Annotated in this window: 19 protein-coding genes; 15 read left to right on the forward strand and 4 right to left on the reverse strand. The window is 65.9% G+C overall.

From position 1 onward, the window contains the following. Window positions 1-134: 134 nt before the first annotated feature. From I4484_RS06565 to I4484_RS06585, 5 genes are all read left to right on the forward strand, one after another. Window positions 135-545, forward strand: coding sequence for a hypothetical protein (locus I4484_RS06565; protein WP_197450182.1), 411 nt, complete (start codon window positions 135-137; stop codon window positions 543-545). A gap of 180 nt (window positions 546-725) precedes the next feature. Then, window positions 726-1,934 (forward strand): TolC family protein, encoded by a 1,209-nt coding sequence (locus I4484_RS06570; protein ID WP_234283552.1) that lies wholly within the window; start codon window positions 726-728, stop codon window positions 1,932-1,934. Then, entirely contained in the window at window positions 1,931-3,391 is a 1,461-nt protein-coding gene (locus tag I4484_RS06575) for an efflux RND transporter periplasmic adaptor subunit (protein WP_197450184.1), read from the forward strand. Before I4484_RS06570 ends, I4484_RS06575 begins: the two co-directional genes overlap by 4 nt. Before the next feature lie 11 nt (window positions 3,392-3,402). Next, window positions 3,403-6,570, forward strand: coding sequence for an efflux RND transporter permease subunit (locus I4484_RS06580; protein WP_197450185.1), 3,168 nt, complete (start codon window positions 3,403-3,405; stop codon window positions 6,568-6,570). After that, on the forward strand, window positions 6,563-6,913 hold the full coding sequence (locus I4484_RS06585; protein ID WP_197450186.1) for a copper-binding protein: 351 nt from the start codon (window positions 6,563-6,565) through the stop codon (window positions 6,911-6,913). The genes I4484_RS06580 and I4484_RS06585 overlap by 8 nt, the downstream gene beginning before the upstream one ends. A 65-nt stretch (window positions 6,914-6,978) precedes the next feature. Here I4484_RS06585 and I4484_RS06590 read toward each other — a convergent pair whose 3' ends face one another. Genes I4484_RS06590 through I4484_RS06605 form a run of 4 tightly spaced genes read right to left on the reverse strand, consistent with a single transcriptional unit; the run spans window position 6,979 to window position 10,521 of the window. Further along, on the reverse strand, window positions 6,979-7,611 hold the full coding sequence (locus I4484_RS06590; protein WP_197450187.1) for a response regulator transcription factor: 633 nt from the start codon (window positions 7,609-7,611) through the stop codon (window positions 6,979-6,981). Next, window positions 7,608-9,188 carry an ATP-binding protein gene (locus I4484_RS06595; protein ID WP_197450188.1) on the reverse strand — a complete coding sequence of 527 codons (1,581 nt, stop codon included), beginning with the start codon at window positions 9,186-9,188 and terminating at the stop codon, window positions 7,608-7,610. Before I4484_RS06595 ends, I4484_RS06590 begins: the two co-directional genes overlap by 4 nt. Further along, window positions 9,188-9,847, reverse strand: coding sequence for a 2OG-Fe(II) oxygenase (locus I4484_RS06600; protein WP_197450189.1), 660 nt, complete (start codon window positions 9,845-9,847; stop codon window positions 9,188-9,190). Before I4484_RS06600 ends, I4484_RS06595 begins: the two co-directional genes overlap by 1 nt. A gap of 29 nt (window positions 9,848-9,876) precedes the next feature. Beyond that, complete coding sequence (locus I4484_RS06605) at window positions 9,877-10,521, reverse strand: CoA pyrophosphatase (RefSeq protein WP_197450190.1); 645 nt, start codon at window positions 10,519-10,521, stop codon at window positions 9,877-9,879. 70 nt (window positions 10,522-10,591) lie between these two features. Between I4484_RS06605 and I4484_RS06610 the strand changes: the two genes are divergently transcribed. The 10 genes from I4484_RS06610 to I4484_RS06655 all read left to right on the forward strand — a co-directional run bounded on the left by I4484_RS06610 (window position 10,592) and on the right by I4484_RS06655 (window position 20,340). Beyond that, on the forward strand, window positions 10,592-11,149 hold the full coding sequence (locus I4484_RS06610) for an NUDIX hydrolase (RefSeq protein ID WP_197450191.1): 558 nt from the start codon (window positions 10,592-10,594) through the stop codon (window positions 11,147-11,149). A 55-nt stretch (window positions 11,150-11,204) separates the two neighbouring features. Beyond that, entirely contained in the window at window positions 11,205-12,158 is a 954-nt protein-coding gene (locus I4484_RS06615) for a sugar-binding transcriptional regulator (RefSeq protein WP_197450192.1), read from the forward strand. Window positions 12,159-12,323: 165 nt separating this feature from the next. Further along, the gene (locus I4484_RS06620) at window positions 12,324-13,622 is read left to right on the forward strand and encodes a sugar ABC transporter substrate-binding protein (RefSeq protein WP_197450193.1); all 1,299 of its coding nucleotides are present in this window, start codon (window positions 12,324-12,326) and stop codon (window positions 13,620-13,622) included. A gap of 67 nt (window positions 13,623-13,689) precedes the next feature. Next, entirely contained in the window at window positions 13,690-14,580 is an 891-nt protein-coding gene (locus I4484_RS06625; protein ID WP_197450194.1) for a carbohydrate ABC transporter permease, read from the forward strand. Between the two features lie 15 nt (window positions 14,581-14,595). After that, complete coding sequence (locus tag I4484_RS06630) at window positions 14,596-15,507, forward strand: carbohydrate ABC transporter permease (RefSeq protein WP_234283534.1); 912 nt, start codon at window positions 14,596-14,598, stop codon at window positions 15,505-15,507. Window positions 15,508-15,518: 11 nt separating this feature from the next. Continuing rightward, complete coding sequence (locus tag I4484_RS06635) at window positions 15,519-16,661, forward strand: ABC transporter ATP-binding protein (RefSeq protein ID WP_197450195.1); 1,143 nt, start codon at window positions 15,519-15,521, stop codon at window positions 16,659-16,661. 11 nt (window positions 16,662-16,672) lie between these two features. Further along, window positions 16,673-17,392 carry an HAD family phosphatase gene (locus I4484_RS06640; protein WP_197450196.1) on the forward strand — a complete coding sequence of 240 codons (720 nt, stop codon included), beginning with the start codon at window positions 16,673-16,675 and terminating at the stop codon, window positions 17,390-17,392. Further along, complete coding sequence (locus I4484_RS06645) at window positions 17,389-18,171, forward strand: L-iditol 2-dehydrogenase (RefSeq protein ID WP_197450197.1); 783 nt, start codon at window positions 17,389-17,391, stop codon at window positions 18,169-18,171. The genes I4484_RS06640 and I4484_RS06645 overlap by 4 nt, the downstream gene beginning before the upstream one ends. 4 nt (window positions 18,172-18,175) lie before the next feature. After that, window positions 18,176-18,799 carry a nucleoside triphosphate hydrolase gene (locus tag I4484_RS06650; protein ID WP_197450198.1) on the forward strand — a complete coding sequence of 208 codons (624 nt, stop codon included), beginning with the start codon at window positions 18,176-18,178 and terminating at the stop codon, window positions 18,797-18,799. Window positions 18,800-18,864: 65 nt separating this feature from the next. Next, the gene (locus I4484_RS06655) at window positions 18,865-20,340 is read left to right on the forward strand and encodes a mannitol dehydrogenase family protein (RefSeq protein WP_197450199.1); all 1,476 of its coding nucleotides are present in this window, start codon (window positions 18,865-18,867) and stop codon (window positions 20,338-20,340) included. The last annotated feature ends 7 nt before the right edge of the window (window positions 20,341-20,347 follow it).

The following is a 20,347-nucleotide window of genomic DNA, read 5'->3' on the forward strand; positions in this document are numbered from 1 at the left end:
CTATGCCCACATGAACAAACAACAAGGGAGGTGAGTAGGCAGAGTCGTTACTCTATCATGCCTGCTGCTTGTATCAATAGCCCTGACGGTTTGGAAGTGGTTGTAAAAAATCTCCATTAAAAGTGAGGTGTGTCATGTTTAAGAAGATTGCTCTTACCGCTGCCGTTGTCAGCATGTTCTCCGTGCCAGCCTTTGCCAATTTCGGCAGCGGGGCGAATGAGAATATTCTCAAGGAGGGCAGTACAGCCAGCACTATCATTAACTCTGGGCAGCCTCATACTTATCAGATAAATTTGGACCAGCCTACAACAGTCAGGATTGCCAGCAGTCACTTTCCGGGAATGCATTCCATACTACCGATGAAAGCCAAGTTGATCGACGCTCAGGGTGGCACCGTGAAAGAGGTGAGCTCTTACGGTGGTGACTTTGAAATTCGAGAAGCTTTGCGGGCTGGCCAGTATCGTTTGGTAGTGTCAGGAAATTCGGCTCCCGGCGGGGATAGTTGGGATGTCCATCGTTATAGCTTGCATGTCGCCTTTCAGTAACCTGGTATCAGATATTTTAGGTTTATGGCTGGCCGGCGCGAGTCGGCCAGTTTGGTAAATAATGCCAAGTGTTTTAATTAACACTCGGCCCAAAATATGGTGGAGCGCTGTTCTGGCAGAAGCGCTCCGGTGGGCGCGGGGTAGCTCATGGGAATTCGATTACCAATGGTGCTCGCAACGATGCTGGGCACAGCGCTTTTGTTACCTCTCCCGGCGTTATCGGGGCCGATACTGTCGCTCAGTGAAGCGGAGCGACTTGCCCGAAGGGATGATCCTGCCACGCTCCGCTATCAGGAATTGGCCGAGGCACGCCGCGAGGCCTCCGTTTCCGCCAGGCAGCTCCCCGACCCGGCGCTGATCATGGAAGTCATGGATGTGGCCCGGGACGGCTTCTCGCTCGAAGACGACACCATGACCCAGCTGCGCGTCGGCGTGCGCCAGACGTTTCCCCGAGGCGACAGCCGCAGGCTGGCGGGTGACCGGGAAGGGGCCATGGCTCAGGCCGAAGCGGCGCGCGGCAGCAATGCGGAGCGCGCTGTCGTGCGCTCAGTGCGGCGTGCCTACCTATCGCTTCACGAGCAGCGCGGGATGCTCGAGGTCCTCGAACAGAGTCAATCCCTGTTCGAGGATTTGCGCCAAATCACCGAGCGTGAGTTCGCCTCCGGTTTCGCCGAGCAGCAGGACCTGCTGCGCGCCGAGCTGGAACTGGATCGGCTGAGCGATCGTCTGCTGGCCGTTCAGGCTCAGGAAGCCGCGGCGATGGCCCAACTGGCGCGCTGGGTCGGCCAGCAGGATGCGATACGGCCCTTGCCCACCCAACCTCCCGAGCTGGCCGAGCCGGCTGGGGATCTGCTGGGGCATCCGTTACTGGCAGTGGAGCAGGCCATCGTTGCCGCGGGGGAGCACGATGTCGAACTGGTGCGACAGGGCTACAGGCCCCAATGGTCGGTCGAGCTCAACTATGGCACCCCGACGGAGCGGGGCATGGGCATGCCGGATCGCCTCTCGGCGATGGTCATGGTGGATCTCCCGCTCTTTACGCGACAGCGCCAGGACCGCGATCTAGCGGCCAGCGTGCATCGGCGTGAAGCGGCGCAGCATGCCTGGGACGAGCAGGTCCGCGAGATGCAGCGTCAGCTCGATGAGACCCAGGCTCGGTGGGCACGGCTGCATGAGCGTGAGCTCCGCTATGCGCAGCGCCTCCTGCCGCAGGCCAAGGACAATGCCGAGGCCGCCGAGCATGGCTATCGCAACGGCACCACCGATTTCAATGCCTTCGTGCGTGCGCGCCTGATCGAGCTGGAAACACGCATCGAGGCAATCCGCGTCGCCACGCAGCGCCGCCTAGAGCAGGTGGATCTGCTTTACCTGTTGGGAGAGAACGTATGAAGGCCTTGGCGTTTGTCGTCCTGTTTGGTGTGGGGGCGGTGGCGGGGGGGGCTGCCGTGAGCTGGTGGCCGGATTCGTATGGGCATGTTGCCGTGGCAGCGGGCACGGCCAATGAGGAGAGAGAGATTCTTTACTACCGGCATCCGCATAACCCCTCCGTAACCTCTCCTGAGCCGCGCAAGGACGAGATGGGCATGGATTTTATTCCGATCTATGCGGGTGGCGGCGATGCGTTGCCCGGTACAGTGAGCATCAGCCCCGTAGTGCAGCAGAACCTTAACGTGCGCATCGGTTCCGTGGCTCGCGGCGATCTGGCACGCCTGGTCGAAACCGTCGGCTTTGTCGACTACGACGAATCGAGACTCAGCCACGTCCATCTGCGTACCCAGGGGTGGATCGAGGATCTCAGCGTGAGGACGACCGGAGAGCGAGTGGAGGAGGGGCAACTGCTGTTCCGCCTCTACTCGCCGGAACTGGTCAACGCCCAGGAAGAGTTGCTGCACGTGGTGCGGCGTGGTGGCAGTGCTTCTTCAGCCCGAGAGCGCCTCAGGGCGCTGGGGGTCAGTGCCACTGAGGTTGCGGAGATCGAGCGGGCCGGCCAGCCGCGCCGACTGATCTCGGTCAGGGCTGGGCAGGGAGGTGTCGTGGAGGCGCTCAATGTGCGTGAAGGGATGTATGTCACGCCGGGCACAGAGGTAATGACGATTGCCGACCTCTCGCAGGTATGGGTGATTGCCGACCTGTTCGAGCATCAGGTGGACGCTGTTGCGCGAGGCGACGCCGCCCACGTGAAATTGCCTTTCCGCCCTGGCGAGCGTCTTGAAGGCAGGGTCGATTACATCTATCCGAGCCTCAACAGCCCGACCCGAACCGTTCAGGTACGCCTTGCCTTCGACAATCCCGGTGAGCGGCTCAAGCCGGGCATGTACGCCGATGTCCAGTTGACTACCCGCCCGCTTCAGGGCGTGCTTTACCTTCCGGCCGAAGCAGTGATCCGCACCGGCCGGCAAGATCGCGTGATCCTGGCGCTGGGGGAGGGGCACTTCCAGGCTCGCGGTGTGCAGGTAGGGCGTCGTGCCAACGGCGACCTCGAGATCATCGAAGGGCTCAAGGAAGGAGAGCGTGTCGTTCTCTCCGGTCACTTCCTGCTCGACTCGGAAGCGTCGGCGAGCGCGGAGCTCGGCAGGATGAGCGAAGCGAATGAGGAAGAGGGTGATGACGAAGTTTGGGCCGAGGGACGCCTGCTTGGCATCGATTACGACGCCCGCGTACTGAATGTTGACCATGGACCTGTTCCGCTGCTCGGCTGGCCGGCGATGGTCATGGAATTTGCCGTAGCCGATGACCTCGGGCTCGATGGGCTGCACGACGATATGGCGATGCGCTTCCGTATGCGTGAGCGAGAAGAATTCGTCTACGAAATCACCGCCATTGAGCCGATGGCTCACGACCACTGAGGAGTGGATCCATGATCGAAAGGGTCATCGCGTGGTCATTGCAGAATCGTCTGCTGGTGCTTCTCATGACGGCCATCTTCGTCGCCTGGGGAATCTTCTCCGGACGGCAGATGCCTCTTGATGCAATACCCGATCTGTCCGACGTACAGGTAATCGTCAAAACCAGCTATGCCGGCCAGGCTCCCCAGGTCATCGAGGATCAGGTCACCTACCCACTATCGACGGCCATGCTGGCCGTGCCCAAGGCGAGGGACGTACGCGGTTTCTCCATGTTTGGCGACTCCTACGTCTATGTACTGTTCGAGGACGGAACCGATCCCTACTGGGCGCGCTCTCGCGTGCTGGAGTACCTGAGCCAGGTGGCACCCAGCATGCCGGAGGGGGCGCAGCCTGCCCTGGGGCCCGATGCCACGGGGGTCGGCTGGGTCTACCAGTACGCCTTGGTAGACCGCAGTGGTGAACTCGACCTTGCTGACCTGCGTTCGCTGCAGGATTGGTTCCTCAAGTATGAGCTGCAGTCCGTGGCAGGCGTCTCCGAGGTCGCCACGCTGGGAGGCATGGTCAAGCAGTACCAGGTAGTGCTGGACCCCAATCGGGCGCGAGCCTACGGCTTGACCCTGGCGGGGATCCGCTCCGCCATCTCCGGGGCGAACCGTGAAGCGGGCGGTTCCGTGATCGAGATGAGCGAGGCGGAATACATGGTGCGCTCGCGGGGGTACCTGACCGGCATCGAGGAACTCCGTCTGGTGCCCGTTGGCCTGGGCAGCGACGGTACGCCAGTGCTGCTCGAGGACGTGGCCGACATCCGTATCGGCCCCGCAGCTCGGCGCGGCATCGCCGAGCTGAATGGCGAGGGTGAAACCGTGGGTGCCTTGGTGGTCATGCGCCATGGCGAGAATGCGTTGGCCACCATAGAACGCGTCAAGGCGCGTCTCGACGAATTGCGCCCGAGCCTGCCGGAAGGCGTCGAGATCGTGGAGACCTACGATCGTTCGATTCTGATCCAGGAGTCCGTGAACAACCTGGCGGCCAAGCTCTTGCAGGAATTCCTCATCATCGCCCTGGTATGTGTCGTCTTCCTGCTTCATTTCCGCTCCGCCCTGGTGGCCATCATCGCACTGCCGATCGGCATTCTGGCGGCGCTGATGATCATGCAGGCCAAGGGGATCAACGCCAATATCATGTCGCTGGGTGGGATTGCCGTGACGATCGGCGCCATGGTGGATGCCGCCATTGTCATGGTGGAGAACCTGCACAAGCGACTGGAGAAGGCGCCACCGGGTGAGGACCGCTGGCATACCGTGGCGGAGGCGGCCAAGGAGACCGGTCGGCCGATCTTCTTTGCGCTGTTGATCATCGTGGTCAGCTTCCTGCCGCTGTTCACCCTTCAGGGGCAGGAAGGACGCATGTTCCAGCCCTTGGCCTTCACCGGTACCTACGCCATGGCGGCGGCGGCCGGGCTAGGCATCACTCTGGTGCCGGTCTTGATGGGGTACTTGGTGCGCGGACGCATACGCCCCGAGGCTTCACACCCCCTTAGCCGCATGCTGATTGCCATTTACCGCCCGGGGCTGGATGCCCTGCTTCGCTACCCCTGGGTGACCGTCGTGGCCGCGGTGCTGCTGGCTGCCAGTGTGATCTATCCGGCCGGCAAGTTGGGCAGCGAATTCATGCCTCAACTGGATGAAGGTGACCTCATGTACATGCCATCGCTGGAGCCCGGCGTCTCCATTGGCAAGGTGCGTGAGTTCGTTCAGCAGACCAATCGTCTGATCATGTCAGTGCCTGAGGTGGAGCGGGTGTTTGGCAAGGCGGGGCGTGCCGATACCGCTACCGATCCGGCGCCGATTGGCATGCTGGAAACCGTTATCAGTTTCAAGCCTCGCGACCAGTGGCGCGAGGGGATGACCAAGGACGACATCATCCGCGAGCTGGACGAAACGGTCAGCTTCCCGGGGGTAGCGAACGTTTGGGTGCCGCCGATCAAGACGCGCATCGATATGCTCTCGACCGGCATACGCTCGCCGGTAGGGATCAAGGTGGCTGGCTCCGACCTGGGAGAAATCGAGCGAATTGGCCGTGAGATCGAGCGCGTGCTCCATGATGTTCCAGGCACGGCTTCGGCGTATGCCGATCGCACCGCCGCCGGGCGCTACGTCGAAGTGGATATCGACCGGCGTGCCGCAGCGCGTCATGGCGTCAATGTCAGTGACTTGCAGGCCATCATCCAGACCGCAGTAGGGGGGATGAACGTCAGCGAAACCGTAGAGGGTCTTGAGCGCTATCCCATCAATTTGCGCTACCCCCAGGACTGGCGCGACTCGCTGGAGAGCCTGAGGGATCTGCCGGTCATCACATCGACGGGTGCCTTTCTCCCGCTCCAGTCACTGGCCCAAGTCGACATCGTCGATGGACCGGCCATGATCCGCACCGAGAATGCACGCCTCAACGGCTGGGTCGTGGTCGACATCCGCGGGCGCGATATCGGCACCTACGTGGCCGAGGCGCGCCAAAGGGTGATGGAACAGGTCACGTTGCCGGCGGGGTATTCGGTGACCTGGTCAGGGCAGTACGAGTACATGGAGCGAGCCAAGGAGCGCCTGCAGTGGGTGGTCCCGGTGACTGTCGTGCTGATCTTCCTGCTGCTCTACCTGTGCTTCCGTAATGCCGCCGAGACTTTCATGCTGATGGGATCGCTGCCTTTCGCCGCCGTCGGTGGTGTATGGCTGCTCCATTGGCTTGCCTACGACGTCTCGGTGGCCGTGGCGGCGGGCTTCATCCTGCTGATCGGCCTGGCGGCGGAGTTCGCCGTGGTGATGTTGATGTACGTACGAGGGGCAGTGGAACAGCGCCAGCCGCGTACCCGAGGGGAGCTGCGTGAAGCGATCATCGAGGGCGCCGTCATGCGGGTACGTCCCAAGGCCATGACCTCTCTGACTGTCGTCTTGGGTCTGAGCCCGTTGCTGCTGGATTCCGGCCCCGGCTCCGAGGCGATGCAGCGTATCGCCACTCCTGTGGTGGGCGGCATGATTTCCGCTCCCTTGGTATCGCTGTTGCTGATTCCTGTTCTCTACTGGCTGTGGCAGCGGCAAAGCCTTCCCGAGACCGCCTCGCACGAGGCGACGCCAAGTGACTTCAACCTCAAAGGAAACCACCGAGATGAAACGCAGCATGTTTAAGGTAGCCTTCGTGGCGGGCCTGCTCGCCGCTGGATCGGCCCTGGCCGGTAGCGATCACGGACATGGCAAGCATTCGAGTCCAGCAGTTGATGACACCCAGCAACAGCAGCTGCGCACGGCAGAGGGTATCGGCACCGTGCAGTCTATCGCCCAGGATGGCAGTAGCGTGATGCTGGCGCACGGGCCCATCGCCGAGCTTCGCTGGCCGGCGATGACCATGGAGATGACCCTGGCGGACCCTGCCTTGGCCGAACGGATCGGCATCGAGGATCGGGTGCGTTTCGTGCTGCGCCAGACAGGCGAGACCGATTACGAGATCGTCTCGCTCGAGCCTGTCGATTAAGCTGGGAGCGCTTGTTAGCGATAAGGAAGGACCAGACTTGCCGCTCTCTTTGGAGAGCGGCTTGCCTATTTCGGCAACGCTTCCACCAGCCCCAGCGCCACGCAGAGGCGCACCAGCTCGGCCAGGCTGCCGGCGCCCAGCGCCTTCATGCCCCGCAGGCGATAGACCTCCACCGTCTTGGCGCTGACCTCGAGATGCTCGGCGATCTCGCGGCTGGTCAGACCTTCGGCGACGAGCACCAGGATCTCGCGCTCCTTGGGCCGCAGGGCGTTATAACGCTCGCGCAGGGCGTCGAGCCGTTCACGCACCGCGCGCTGGCGCTGATGCTCGGCCAGGGCCTGCTGAACGGCATCGATCAGCTGCTGGTGATTGAAGGGCTTCTCGATGAAGTCGAAGGCACCGGACTTGAGCGCGGCGACGGCCATGGGCACGTCGCCGTGGCCGGTCATGAAGATCACCGGCACGGTGGTGTCGCGCTCGTTGAGTCGCTGCTGGACCTGCAGGCCGGAGAGCCCCGGCATGCGTACGTCCAGCAGCACGGCGTCGAAGGCGTTCGGATCGGCGGCGAGGAATGCCTCGCCATCGGCGAAGGCGCGGGTGGCCAGCCCCACGGAGTCGAGCAGCCAGGCCAGCGAGTCGCGCAGCGCCTCGTCGTCGTCGACCACGGCGATACAGGGGGCGGCGGTGGGCTCGGTCACGGCTGGCTCCGGGGCGGCTGTCGACGGTAAGAGGGGCTGGGCTCGGCCAGCAGTGTACCGGTAAAGGTGGCACCGTCGGAACCGTCGGCCAGGCTCAGGCTGCCGCCCATCGCTTCCATCAGCGAGCGGCTGATGGCGAGTCCCATGCCGAGCCCTTCCGGGCGGCTGGAGTGAAACGGTGTGAAGATCGCCTGTGCCTCGTCATGCGAGATGCCGGGGCCCTGGTCGCTGACGCGGAAGGTGACCTCGCGGCGCCCGCTCCGGTGTGCGTGAATTTCCACCCGTGTTGCGCCGGGGCGTTCGCGGCTCGCTTCCAGCGCGTTGAGCAGCAGGTTGACCAGTACCTGCTCCAGGGCGATGGGGTCGGCCTGGACGCGTGGAAGCGCTTCCTCCAGCTCGTGGTCGAGGGCAATGCCGGCCTGCTGGTACTGCCACTCGCACAGACGGCAGGCGGCGTCGACCACCTCGATCAGCGCGACCGGGCGCGGCCGGGTCTGGCCCTTGCGCACGAAGGTGCGGATGTGGCGCAGGCGCTCGCCCAGCCGCTGCACCTGCGCGTCGATGCGCTCGAGGGGCAGGGTCAGGTCTCTGGCCGGGCGCCCAGGGTCGGCACGCAGCTGGATCAATGCTCCGCTGACGTAGTTGGCGATGGCGCCCAGCGGCTGGTTGAGTTCGTGGGCGATATTGGAGGCCAGTTCGCCGGTGGTGGCCAGGCGGTTGGCGTGGGCGATCTGCTCCTGGTGGCGCCGGGCCTGTGCCTCGGCGGCCTTGCGCAGGCCGATGTCACGGTTGAGCAGGGAGAGGTGGTCGGGCTCGGCGCCGGGGCCGCGGTGGGCCAGCACCACGCTGAGCACCGGCACCGGCCCCCTGGGGCCCGGCATCTCCAGTTCGCCGCTCCAGGAGCCGTAGCGGGCCACGGCGGGCAGCACAATCTCGCGCAGGATGGAAAGCGATGCCGGCGTATAGGCCCGCTCGAGGCGGGCGTCGAGCCCTTCGCGCGGCAGGCCCAGCAGCCTCCTTGCCGCCTCGTTGGAGTAGAACAGCCGCTCGTCGCCGTCGCAGAACAGCACGTAGTCGGTGGTCGATTCCACCACTCGGGCCAGGCGTTCGCGGTTGGCCTCGGCGCGAATGCGCCGCCCCACGTCGCGGGAGACGCAGAGCACGTCGATCAGCTCGCCGCTGGCCGGGTCGCGGCGGGTGCGGCTGGTGGTCTCGAACCATACGTAGTGCCCATCCTTGGCGCGGAAACGGTAGGTCTGCTGGTAGAAGCCGTCGTGGTAGTAGACCCGCGGCGACTTGTTGAGCAGGTCGGCCAGGTCCGAGGGATGGAACAGGTCGTAGGCCGACACGCCGATCAGTTCCTCGGGTTCGTAGCCGAGCAGGTCGCGGGCGGCCTTCGAGGCGTAGAGGAAGGTGCCGTCGCGGGCGTGGCGCGAGATCAGGTCGGTGGTGCTCTCCGCCAGCCATTGATAGTGGCGCTTCTCCTCGTCGAGTTCGGTGACCCTCGTTTCGAGCGCGGTGCTGCGGGCCTCGAGCTCGGCCAGGCGTGCACGCAGCGCCTCGATCTCGCTCGCCATCAGCGCGCCGGGTCCACCCGACCGCCCAGCGAGGCGTTGCGCCGGAACCAGCCGGCAATGCTGGCCCGCGGCAGGCGGGTCGGCAGCACCTCGTGGGGCACGTCTTCGGAGAGAAAGCAGGCGAAGTTGCCGGCCTCGGGACGCACCCGGGCCACCTCCCGCTCGGGGTCGTCGGCGGCGAAGATCGCCATCTCGCCGCCGCCGTCCGCGGGCCAGCCGGGGTTGAGGTAGCCTACCGTGGAGACGACCCGGTTGGCGCGCCCACGAAAGCTGTCGAGATGCTTCTTGTAGAAGGCGCCCGGCGGGTAGTGGGCGAAGTGGGCCTCGTATTCGAACAGCCCCAGGTACAGCGCCTGGTTCAGCTCGCGCTGCAGCTCGCCCATGGCCTCGAGATAGCGGCGCTGGGCCAGGCTCTCGCGGTCGAGCCAGCGAATGGCATCGCCGCGGATGTCGCGGCGCAGCTGGTGCTCGTCGCCGCGACCGATGCCCGCGGCGGCCAGTGCCTCGCGCTCGGCCATCTCCGCAAGCTCCCGATGCAGGTCGTGACACAGCTCGGCGTCGAGGAACCCCTCGCCGACGAACCAGCCCTGTTCCACCAGGGCATCGATCAACTGGGGCAGGGCGCTGGCCGCGAAGGCCGGGCGAGCAAGAAGCGGCATGGGCGAGGCGGAACCTCCGGGTCAGGCAGTCAGGAAAGGCGCGTCTCGGTCTTCGAGCTGCGCAGCAGGCGTTCGGGAAAATAGCATAGCCTGCCGTGGGGCGGCTCCTCGAACAAGCTGATGGGGCGCTCGAAACCCTCCGCCAGCAGCTCCACCAGCATCATCGCCGAGAGGCCCCAGATCACCTGGCCCTGGGTATGGTAGCTGGGCACGTAGTAGGGGCGGCCGTTCACCGGGATCACGTCGGTGTGGTGGCGACGATCCTCGAGGAACAGCGCGAGCGGCACCTCGAAAATGGCGTCGAGCTCGGTCGGGTCGGGTGCCAGGGGCAGGTCCGGCGGGATCAGGCCCACGTAGGGCGTGACCAGGATGCCGTGCAGCGAGATCACGTCCGACAGGCGGCCCAGCAGCTCGACCCGCTCCGGCGGCAGGGCGATCTCCTCGTGGGATTCGCGCAGGGCGGTGGCCAGCAGGTCGCGGTCGGCCTCTTCGCGCTTGCCGCCGGGAAACGCCACCTGCCCGCTGTGGGTGTTGAGATGGCCCGCCCGGCGGGTGAACAGCAGCGTCGGTTCGGGGCGGTCGACGATCGGCATCAGGACCGCGGCCTGGGGCATGTCGAGGCGCAGGCGGTGCGGAGCGTGCGCTTGCAGGCGCTGGCGAAGTTTCTCTAACATGGAGTTTCCATCGGCTTTGGTTCCTTCTACCCGGGGGCCTTCGCCGACGTCAAGCCTGCCAGGGAGACCCATGAACTTCTGCAGCCACTGTGGCCAACCCGTGCGCTTCGCGATCCCGGCAGGGGACGACCGGCCCAGGTACCTGTGCGACGCCTGCGGCTCGATCCACTACCAGAACCCGCGTATCGTGGCCGGCACGCTGCCGGTGAGCGGTTCGCGCGTGCTGCTCTGCCGCCGAGCGATCTCGCCGCGCAAGGGCTACTGGACCCTGCCGGCGGGGTTCATGGAAAACGCCGAGACCACCCTGGAGGCCGCCGCCCGCGAGACCCGCGAGGAGGCCTGCGCCGAGGTCGACATCCATGGGCTCTACACCCTGATCAACCTGCCGCACATCAACCAGGTCTACATGATCTTCCGCGCCGACCTCGCCGGCAGTTTCTCGGCCGGGCCCGAGAGCCTCGAGGTGGCGCTGTTCGAGGAGCATGAGATCCCCTGGGACGAGCTCGCCTTTCCCACCATCGAGCGCACCCTGCGCCACTTCTACGCCGATCGTGACAGCGATCACTACCCGCTGCACATCAGCGACATCACCGCCGAGGATCGCGAACGCTACTTTGGTTCCGCGTAAGGGGTTCGCATGACTGGGGTTCGGCCTGATGGCCAAGCGAGAAGGAGCGGGTAACGTGGACAAGTTCGAGCTGAAGCTGGACCAGGCGGCGCGTGCGGCCTGGCTCTCCTACGTGGGAGGGCGTACCCAGGACGAGATCGCCAGCCAGCTCGGCGTGTCGCGCCCCGGCGTGCAGCGGCTGCTGGCCCTGGCGCGACAGGAGGGGCTGGTCAAGGTGCATATCGATCATCCGCTGGCCAACTGCATGGTGATGTCGGACGCCATCCTGCAGCGCTTCGGGCTCGAATTCTGCGACGTGGTGCCGGCCGACCCGGAAGCCCCCGAGAGCAGCGCCCACTACCTGGCGGTGGCGGGGGCGGAGCGGCTGTCCAAGCTGATCGAGCGCTCCGAGCCGCTGACCCTGTCATTGGGCACCGGGCGCTCGGTGCGCGCCACGGTGGAGGCGCTCAGCCGCATCGAGCGGCCCCAGCACCGCTTCGTCTCGCTGGTCGGCAACGTCGCCCGCGACGGTTCCGCCAACCGCTATGACGGGGTGATGGTGCTGGCCGACAAGACCGGCGGCGAGCGTTTCCTGCTGCCGGCGCCGGTGGTGGCCGGCTCGGTGGAGGAGAAGGAGGCGATGCTCGGCCAGCGCCTGTTCCAGGCCATCGTCGAGGTCGCCAAGGACGCCGAGGCGGCCTATATCGGCGTGGGGCGCATCGACCGCCAGGCGACCCTGTTCCAGGATCACTTCATCAGCGAGGCCGAACTCGACGAGCTGCTTTCGCGCCAGGCCGTGGGTGAGCTGCTCGGCTGGCCGCTCGACCGCAACGGCGCCGTCATCGAGTGCTCCATCACCCGGCGCGTGACCAGCCTGCCGCTGACGATGTTCCGCGACCAGACCCTGGTCGCACTGGCCGGGGGCCGCGACAAGGGCCCGGCCATTCTCGCCGCGCTGCGCGGCGGCTGGCTCAAGGGGCTCATCACCGACGAGAACGCCGCCCGCTATATCCTCGAACACGAGTGCTGACCCGGCACGTTCCGAACATAGCCTAAAGTCTAAGGGCTTTTCTTTGCCTTTTCTCGCGCCGTGATCGATCATTTGATCGTTGACTGAGTAAATTGATCAAAACAACGACTCCGGCGACCAACAACAAGTGCCCCATGGGGCAAGCCCAGCACACAGGAGCCCGACATGAAGCTCGCTTACGCCTTTCCTCTGGCCGGTCTGGCCGTTGCCACCGCGGCCCAGGCCGAGACCATCACCGTGGCCACGGTCAACAACAACGACATGGTGATCATGCAGAGCCTGACCGAGGCCTTCGAGGAGGCCCATCCGGACATCGAGGTCAACTGGGTGGTGCTCGAGGAGAACGTGCTGCGTCAGCGCCTGACCACCGACATCGCCACCGACGGCGGTCAGTTCGACGTCATGACCATCGGCACCTACGAGGCACCGATCTGGGCCGAGCGCGGCTGGCTGGTCGCGCTCGATGACCTGCCCGAGGCCTACCGCGAGGATGACCTGCTCAAGCCGGTGCGCGACGGCCTCTCCCACGAGGGCACCCTCTACGCGCTGCCGTTCTACGCCGAGAGTTCGATGCTCTACTACCGCACCGACCTGTTCGAGGAGGCCGGCATCGAGATGCCCGAGCAGCCGAGCTGGGAGGAGGTGCGTGAATGGGCGGCCGAGCTGCACGACCCCGACAACCAGCTGGCCGGCATCTGCCTGCGTGGCAAGCCGGGCTGGGGCGAGAACATGGCGTTTGTCTCCACCCTGGTGAATACCTTCGGCGGACGCTGGTTCGACGAGGAGTGGAATCCCGAGCTCGACTCACCGGCCTGGCAGGAGGCGATCGCTTTCTACGTCGACCTGCTCGGCAACTATGGCCCGCCGGGGGCCAGCTCCAACGGTTTCAACGAGAACCTGGCGCTGTTCTCGCGCGGCAACTGCGCCATGTGGGTCGACGCCACCTCGGCCGCGGGCAAGCTCTACAACCCGGCCGAATCGCAGGTGGCCGATCGCCTCGGCTTCGCTCCGGCGCCGGTAGCCGAGACGCCCAAGGGGGCGCACTGGCTGTGGTCGTGGGCATTGGCCATCCCCGCCTCCTCGGAGAAGCAGGAGGCCGCCCAGGCCTTCCTGACCTGGGCCACCTCCCAGGAGTACATCGAACTGGTCGGCGAGAGCGAGGGCTGGACCAGCGTGCCGCCCGGCACACGCGAGTCGACCTACGAGAATGAGCGGTACCAGGAGGAGGCACCCTTCGCCGGCTTCGTCCTCGACGCCATCAATAGCGCCGATCCCACCGATTCGACGCTGGAGCCGAGCCCCTATGTCGGCGTGCAGTTCGTCGGCATCCCCGAGTTCCAGTCGATCGGCACCCAGGTGGGCCAGACCATCGCCTCGGCGCTGACCGGCGATACCAGCGTCGAGCAGGCGCTGCAGAGCGCCCAGCGCGCCACCGAGCGCACCATGCAGCGCGCCGGTTACTGATCCGGCGCACCCGACCTCGCCGGGGCCATGCCCCGGCGGCCAACCCCCAACCTGACGTGGTGATGTCATGAGCAAGACGCGCGCCTCCGGGCGTACCGTCGGCGGCCTGCGCTCGCTGTCCCTGCAGGCCCCTGCGGTCACGCTGTTGCTGCTGTGGATGCTGGTCCCACTGGGCATGACCGTATGGTTCTCGCTGCAGCGCTACAACCTGCTGATGCCCGGCATGGAGAGCTTTGCCGGCCTGGAGAACTACGAGTACCTGTTCACCGACCCGGCGCTGTGGCGTGCCATGGGCAATACCTTGCTGCTGGTGGGCTCGGTGCTGGTGATCACCGTGGGCGGCGGCGTGCTGCTGGCCGTGCTGTTCCAGCAGGAGTTTCCCGGCCGCGGCATCGCCCGGGTGCTGGCCATCTCGCCGTTCTTCGTCATGCCCACGGTCAGCGCGCTGGTGTGGAAGAACATGATGATGCACCCCTCCAATGGGGTGCTGGCGTGGCTCGCCGGGGTGTTCGGCCTGCCGGCGGTGGACTGGTTCTCGTCGCTGCCGCTGACCTCGATCATCATCATCGTGGCCTGGCAGTGGCTGCCGTTCGCGCTGCTGATCCTGCTCACTGCCATGCAGTCGCTCGACGACGACCAGGTCGAGGCGGCGCGCATGGACGGGGCGGGGCCCATCGCGGTGTTCTTCTACATCACGCTGCCGCACCTCAAGCGCGCCATCAGCGTGGTGATCATGATCGAGATGATCTTCCTGTTGACGATCTTCGCCGAGATCTACGTCACCACCTCCGGTGGGCCGGGGCTTGCCACCACCAACCTGGCCTTCCTGATCTACATCCAGGCGCTGCTCGACTTCGACGTCGGCCTGGCCTCCGCCGGCGGGGTGGTCGCCATCATCCTGGCCAATATCGTCGCCATCTTCCTGGTCCGGCTGGTGGCCAGGAACCTGGAAAGCTGAGGCGAGGAGCCGCTCATGACCACTTACAAGACCAAGCAGGCCCTGCCGGCCGAGGGACACCTGGCCACCACGCCAGCCAGCGAGGTGCGGGCCCGGCACACGCCGCTGGTGCCCAGCGTCGGTGCACGGCGGATCTGGCTCACGCTGCTGGGCTGGGGGATCGCACTGCTCATCTTCTTCCCCATCCTGTGGATGGTGCTGACCGGCTTCAAGAGCGAAGCCGAGGCAATCGCCGACCCCAGCCTGATCTTCACCCCGACGCTTGAGAGCTACGTCGCCGTGCAGGCCCGGGCCGACTACTTCAAGTTCGCCATGAACAGCGTGGTGGTGGCCTTCGGCTCGACCCTGCTGGCGCTGCTCATCGCCATACCATCGGCCTATGCCATGGCCTTCCTGCCCACCAAGCGCACCAAGGGCACGCTGCTGTGGATGCTCTCCACCAAGATGCTGCCGCCGGTGGGCGTGCTGGTGCCGATCTACCTGCTGTTCCGCGACGTCGGGCTGCTCGACACCCGCACCGGGCTGGTCATCGTCTACACCCTGATGAACCTGCCGATCGTGGTGTGGATGCTCTACACCTTCTTCAAGGACCTGCCGCGGGACATCCTCGAGGCGGGGCGCATGGACGGCGCCAGCACGCTGCAGGAGGTGCTCTACCTGCTGCTGCCGCTGACCCTGCCGGGCATCGCCTCCACCGGGCTGCTGTCGGTGATCTTGAGCTGGAACGAGGCGTTCTGGAGTCTCAACCTGACCTCCTCCAGCGCCGCCCCGCTCACCGCCTACATCGCCTCGTTCTCGAGCCCCGAGGGGTTGTTCTGGGCCAAGCTCTCCGCCGCTTCCACGATGGCCATCGCCCCGATCCTGGTGTTCGGCTGGCTCACCCAGAAACAGATGGTACGCGGCCTCACCTTCGGCGCCGTCAAGTAACGAGGTATTCCATGGCAACGCTACAGCTTCACAACATCGTCAAGCGCTTCGACGACACCGAGGTGATCAAGGGCGTCGACCTGGAGGTCAACGATCGCGAGTTCGTGGTCTTCGTCGGCCCCTCCGGCTGCGGCAAGTCGACCCTGCTGCGCATCATCGCCGGGCTCGAGAGCGCCACCAGCGGCGACATCCTGATCGACGGCAAGCGCATCAACGAGGTCGGCCCCGCCGAGCGCGGCCTGGCGATGGTGTTCCAGAGCTACGCGCTCTACCCGCACATGACCGTCGAGGACAACATGGGCTTCAGCCTCAAGCTCGCCGGCGTACCCAAGGAGGAGCGTCGGCGCAAGGTGCGCGAGGCGGCCTCGATCCTGCAGCTCGAACCGCTGCTCGAACGCAAGCCCAAGGCGCTCTCCGGCGGCCAGCGCCAGCGCGTGGCCATCGGCCGCGCCATCGTGCGCAACCCCAGCATCTTCCTGTTCGACGAGCCGCTCTCCAACCTCGATGCCGCGCTGCGAGTGCAGATGCGCATCGAGCTGGCGCGCCTGCACGAGGAGCTCGACGCCACCATGATCTACGTCACCCACGACCAGATCGAGGCCATGACCATGGCCGACAAGATCGTCGTGCTGCAGGGCGGCGTGGTCGAGCAGGTGGGCTCGCCGATGGAGCTCTACCACCACCCGCGCAACCGCTTCGTGGCCGGCTTCATCGGTTCGCCGAAGATGAATTTCCTGCAGGTGAAGCTTGTGGAAGCCAGTCCCACAGGCGTCGAGGTTCGCTTGCCGGACGGTGCGACCTGCATAGTGCAGGTGGATGGCACTGGCCTGAACGATGAGTCACTGACGCTGGGCATACGCCCCGAGCACCTGCAGATCGATTCCGAAGGGCCGCTCTCGGGGCGCATCGAAGTGATCGAGCGTCTCGGCGGGGTCACCTCGCTCTACGTGCGCATGCAGGACACCCTGGTCACCGTGAGCGCCGACGGCAACGTCGAGAACCGGGTCGGCGATACCCTGCGCTTCGGCTTCGACCGCACCTGCGCCCATCTTTTCGATGCCGCGGACCTGGCCCTGCCCAGCCTGGCGCGCCACCCTCTGGCCGGGCTCAACCGCCAGGACAATCGCTCCCCGTCCGTGGCGGGCGGCCAATGAGCGGGGCGGGCATGGAGACACTGATCTTCGATTGCGACGGCGTACTGGTGGACAGCGAGATCGTCGCCGAGGCCACGCTGGCCCAGCAGCTCGGCGAGCTGCTGCCGGACATCCCCGAGGACGTCGCCCTGCGCCAGGCGCTGGGCATGACCACCGCGGCGATCCTCGCGCAGCTGGAGCGGCAGAGCGTGCATCGGCTGCCGGCGGATGCGCTGGAGCGCATCGATGGCGCCATCGAGGCGCGTCTGGCCGAGGAGCTGCGTGCCGTCGAGGGGGTGGCGGAAACGCTGGCGCGGATCGAGCTGCCGCTGGCCATCGTCTCCAACAGCCGTCGCCGGCGGGTGCTGGCCTCGCTGGCCGTGACCGGACTCGACGCCCGGCTGGGCGAGGTGCCGCTGTTCACCGCCGACGAGGTCGAACGACCCAAGCCGGCCCCCGACCTCTACCTGCTGGCGGCGCGCCGGATGGGCCGGGCGCCGGGCGACTGCCTGGTGGTCGAGGACAGCGTTTCCGGCGTGACGGCGGCCCATGCCGCCGGCATGACGGTGATCGGCTTCACCGGCGCCAGCCATATCGAGGCGGGGCACGCCGAGCGGTTGCATCAGGCCGGGGCGTGGCGGGTCCTGCCGGCCATGCACGGTCTGGAGGCATTGATCCAGCAGTGGCGCGAGCAACGCCGCACCGGCGCGAAGGTGGCCACCAGCGAAACCAACGAGGAAAACCCGAGATGAAACTGCAGGACAAGGTGGCGGTAATCACCGGCGGCGCGCGCGGCATCGGCCTGGCCATCGCCGAGCGCTATCTCGCCGAGGGCGCACGGGTCGCCGTGGCCGATATCGACGTGGCGGCGGTGGAGGAAGCGGTGGCCGGCCTGAGTCCGCTGGGCGCCGAGCGCGTGATGGGCGTGCGCCTGGACGTCTGCGACGTCGACTCCATCCAGGCGATGGTCCAGGCGGTCACCCAGCACCTCGGTGCCATCGACATCCTGGTCAACAACGCCGCGGTATTCGACATGGCGCCGGTGCTCGAGGTCAGTGAAGCCAGCTTCGACCGCCAGTTCGCCGTCAACACCAAGGGCCTGTTCTTCACCCTTCAGGCGGTGGCCCGGCACATGGTGGCTCGCGGCGAGGGCGGGGCGATCATCAACATGGCCTCCCAGGCGGGGCGCCGCGGCGAGGCGCTGGTGAGCACTTACTGTGCCACCAAGGCCGCGGTGATCAGCCTGACTCAGTCGTGCGCACTCGACCTGATTCGCTACGGCATCCGGGTCAACGGCATCGCCCCGGGGGTGGTCGACACGCCGATGTGGGACGAGGTCGATGCGCTGTTCGCCCGCTACGAAAACCGACCGCTGGGCGAGAAGAAGCGCCTGGTCGGCGAGGCGGTGCCCTACGGCCGCATGGGGAAACCGGAGGATCACGCCGGGGCGGCGGTGTTCCTCGCCTCGGACGATAGTCACTATGTCATTGCTCAAACATTAAACGTGGACGGCGGTAACTGGATGAGCTGAAAAAATGAACCCCAATATCCATGACATGGCGGTGCGTTTATTGGAGGCCGCCGAGAACCGGCAACGCTTCATCGTCGCCCTGGCCGGGCCGCCGGGGGCGGGCAAGTCGTTCCTCTCCGAGTGGCTGTGCCGCGAACTCAACGAGCGGCAGGCGGGCATCGCCGCGGTGGTGCCGATGGACGGCTATCACCTCGACAACGCTATTCTCGAGCCGCTGGGGCAGCTGCCGATCAAGGGCGCCCCGGAGACCTTCGACCCCGACGGCCTCAGGCATGACCTGGAGCGCATTCGCCGCGCCGACAGGAGCGTAGCGGTGCCGGTGTTCGACCGCCCGCTGGACCTGGCCCGGGCCGGCGGACGCCTGATCACCCTCGAGCATCGCATCGTCATCGTCGAGGGCAACTACCTGCTGCTCGACCGCGACCCCTGGCGCGAACTCCACCCGCTGTTCGACATGACCCTGCTGCTCGAAGTGGCCGACGAAGTGCTCGAGGCGCGCCTGATCCAGCGCTGGTTGGGCATGGGCCAGGAGCAACAGGGCGCCGTCGACAAGGCGCGAAACAAGGACATGCTCAATGCCCGGCTGATCAAGCGCGAGTCCATCGCGCCGGACCTCTACTGGCGCTGACCCGCGACTCGCTCGGGCCGCCACCCATTTTTCGTTAATTGCCGCCTGCGGCAAGGAGTGCCCCTATGCCTGCTCTCAGCAACGCCACGCTTCAACGACTCGATCCGCGCATCGCCGTGCCGCGTTATGACCGTCGTGAGGTGACGCCGGGCATCGTCCATATCGGCGTCGGCGGTTTTCATCGCGCCCACCAAGCCATGTACCTCGACGAGCTGATGAATCGCGGCGAGGCGCTTGACTGGGGCATCGTCGGCGTCGGCGTGCTGCCGGGCGATCGCCGCATGCACGAGGTCCTGGCCGCTCAGGATCACCTCTACACCCTGGTAGTGAAGCACTCCGGCGGCGAGCGCGAGCCGCGGGTGATCGGCGCCATGCTCGACTACCTGTTCGCCCCCGACGACCCCGAAGCCGTCATCGAGCGCATGGCCGACCCCGCCATTCGCATCGTCTCGCTGACCGTGACCGAGGGGGGCTACAACTTCCATCCCGTCAGCGGCGAGTTCGACATCGACAACCGCGACGTCCAGCACGACCTGGACAACCCCGAGGCCTCGCGTACCGTATTTGGCCTGGTGGTCGAGGCCCTGGTGCGGCGGCGCGCGCGTGGCCTGGCGCCGTTCACGATCATGTCCTGCGACAACATCCAGGGCAACGGCGAGGTGGCCAGGCGCATGTTCGCCGCCTTCGCCCGGGCCCGTGACCCGGCGCTGGGCGAGTGGCTAGAGACCGAGGTGGCTTTCCCCAATGCCATGGTCGATCGCATTACGCCGGTCACCCAGGCGGACGACATCGCCGAGCTGGCCGGCGAGTTCGGCGTCGAGGATGCCTGGCCGGTGGTGTGCGAGCCCTTTACCCAATGGGTACTGGAGGATCATTTCGCCTGCGGCCGGCCAGCCCTCGAGCAGGTCGGCGTGCAACTGGTCGAGGACGTGGTGCCCTATGAGCTGATGAAGCTGCGCCTGCTCAATGCCAGTCACCAGGCGCTGTGTTACTTCGGCACCCTGGCGGGCTATCGCTATGCTCACGAGGTGTGCCGCGATCCGCTGTTCGTCGACTTCCTGCTCGGTTACATGCGTCACGAGGGCAGCCCGACGCTGGCGCCGGTGCCGGGGGTGGATCTCGAACAGTACCGCCAGACCCTGATCGAGCGCTTCGCCAACCCCGAGATCAAGGACACCCTGGCGCGACTGTGCGCCGAAAGCTCCGATCGGATTCCCAAGTGGCTGGTGCCGGTGATTCGCGAGCAGCTCGAGGCAGGCGGCGAGATCCGCCGCAGCGCCGCGGTGGTGGCGAGCTGGGCGCGCTACGCCGAGGGCGTCGATGAGCAGGGCGAACCGATTGCGGTGGTCGACCGCCTCAAGGAGGAACTGATGGCCCTGGCCGCCGAGAATCGCACGCGGCCCACCGCCTTCATCGGCAACCGCGAGCTGTTCGGCGACCTGGTCGAGCACGAGCGCTTCCGCGACGCCTACCTGGCGGCGCTCGAGAGCCTGCACGAACGCGGCGCGCGCGCTACCCTTGAAACCCTGGTCGGGGAGTGAGGAGCGG

Origin of the sequence: Halomonas sp. SS10-MC5, from assembly GCF_015992245.1 — a bacterium.
In the GTDB taxonomy this organism is placed as follows: Bacteria; Pseudomonadota; Gammaproteobacteria; order Pseudomonadales; family Halomonadaceae; genus Halomonas; species Halomonas sulfidoxydans.

Coding starts and splice junctions, on each gene's coding strand:
- I4484_RS06565 (WP_197450182.1), top strand. CDS start 135: ATGTTTAAGAAGATTGCTCTTACCGCTGCCGTTGTCAGCATGTTCTCC.
- I4484_RS06570 (WP_234283552.1), top strand. CDS start 726: ATGCTGGGCACAGCGCTTTTGTTACCTCTCCCGGCGTTATCGGGGCCG.
- I4484_RS06575 (WP_197450184.1), top strand. CDS start 1,931: ATGAAGGCCTTGGCGTTTGTCGTCCTGTTTGGTGTGGGGGCGGTGGCG.
- I4484_RS06580 (WP_197450185.1), top strand. CDS start 3,403: ATGATCGAAAGGGTCATCGCGTGGTCATTGCAGAATCGTCTGCTGGTG.
- I4484_RS06585 (WP_197450186.1), top strand. CDS start 6,563: ATGTTTAAGGTAGCCTTCGTGGCGGGCCTGCTCGCCGCTGGATCGGCC.
- I4484_RS06595 (WP_197450188.1), bottom strand. CDS start 9,188: ATGGCGAGCGAGATCGAGGCGCTGCGTGCACGCCTGGCCGAGCTCGAG.
- I4484_RS06600 (WP_197450189.1), bottom strand. CDS start 9,847: ATGCCGCTTCTTGCTCGCCCGGCCTTCGCGGCCAGCGCCCTGCCCCAG.
- I4484_RS06605 (WP_197450190.1), bottom strand. CDS start 10,521: ATGTTAGAGAAACTTCGCCAGCGCCTGCAAGCGCACGCTCCGCACCGC.
- I4484_RS06610 (WP_197450191.1), top strand. CDS start 10,592: ATGAACTTCTGCAGCCACTGTGGCCAACCCGTGCGCTTCGCGATCCCG.
- I4484_RS06620 (WP_197450193.1), top strand. CDS start 12,324: ATGAAGCTCGCTTACGCCTTTCCTCTGGCCGGTCTGGCCGTTGCCACC.
- I4484_RS06625 (WP_197450194.1), top strand. CDS start 13,690: ATGAGCAAGACGCGCGCCTCCGGGCGTACCGTCGGCGGCCTGCGCTCG.
- I4484_RS06630 (WP_234283534.1), top strand. CDS start 14,596: ATGACCACTTACAAGACCAAGCAGGCCCTGCCGGCCGAGGGACACCTG.
- I4484_RS06635 (WP_197450195.1), top strand. CDS start 15,519: ATGGCAACGCTACAGCTTCACAACATCGTCAAGCGCTTCGACGACACC.
- I4484_RS06640 (WP_197450196.1), top strand. CDS start 16,673: ATGGAGACACTGATCTTCGATTGCGACGGCGTACTGGTGGACAGCGAG.
- I4484_RS06645 (WP_197450197.1), top strand. CDS start 17,389: ATGAAACTGCAGGACAAGGTGGCGGTAATCACCGGCGGCGCGCGCGGC.
- I4484_RS06650 (WP_197450198.1), top strand. CDS start 18,176: ATGAACCCCAATATCCATGACATGGCGGTGCGTTTATTGGAGGCCGCC.
- I4484_RS06655 (WP_197450199.1), top strand. CDS start 18,865: ATGCCTGCTCTCAGCAACGCCACGCTTCAACGACTCGATCCGCGCATC.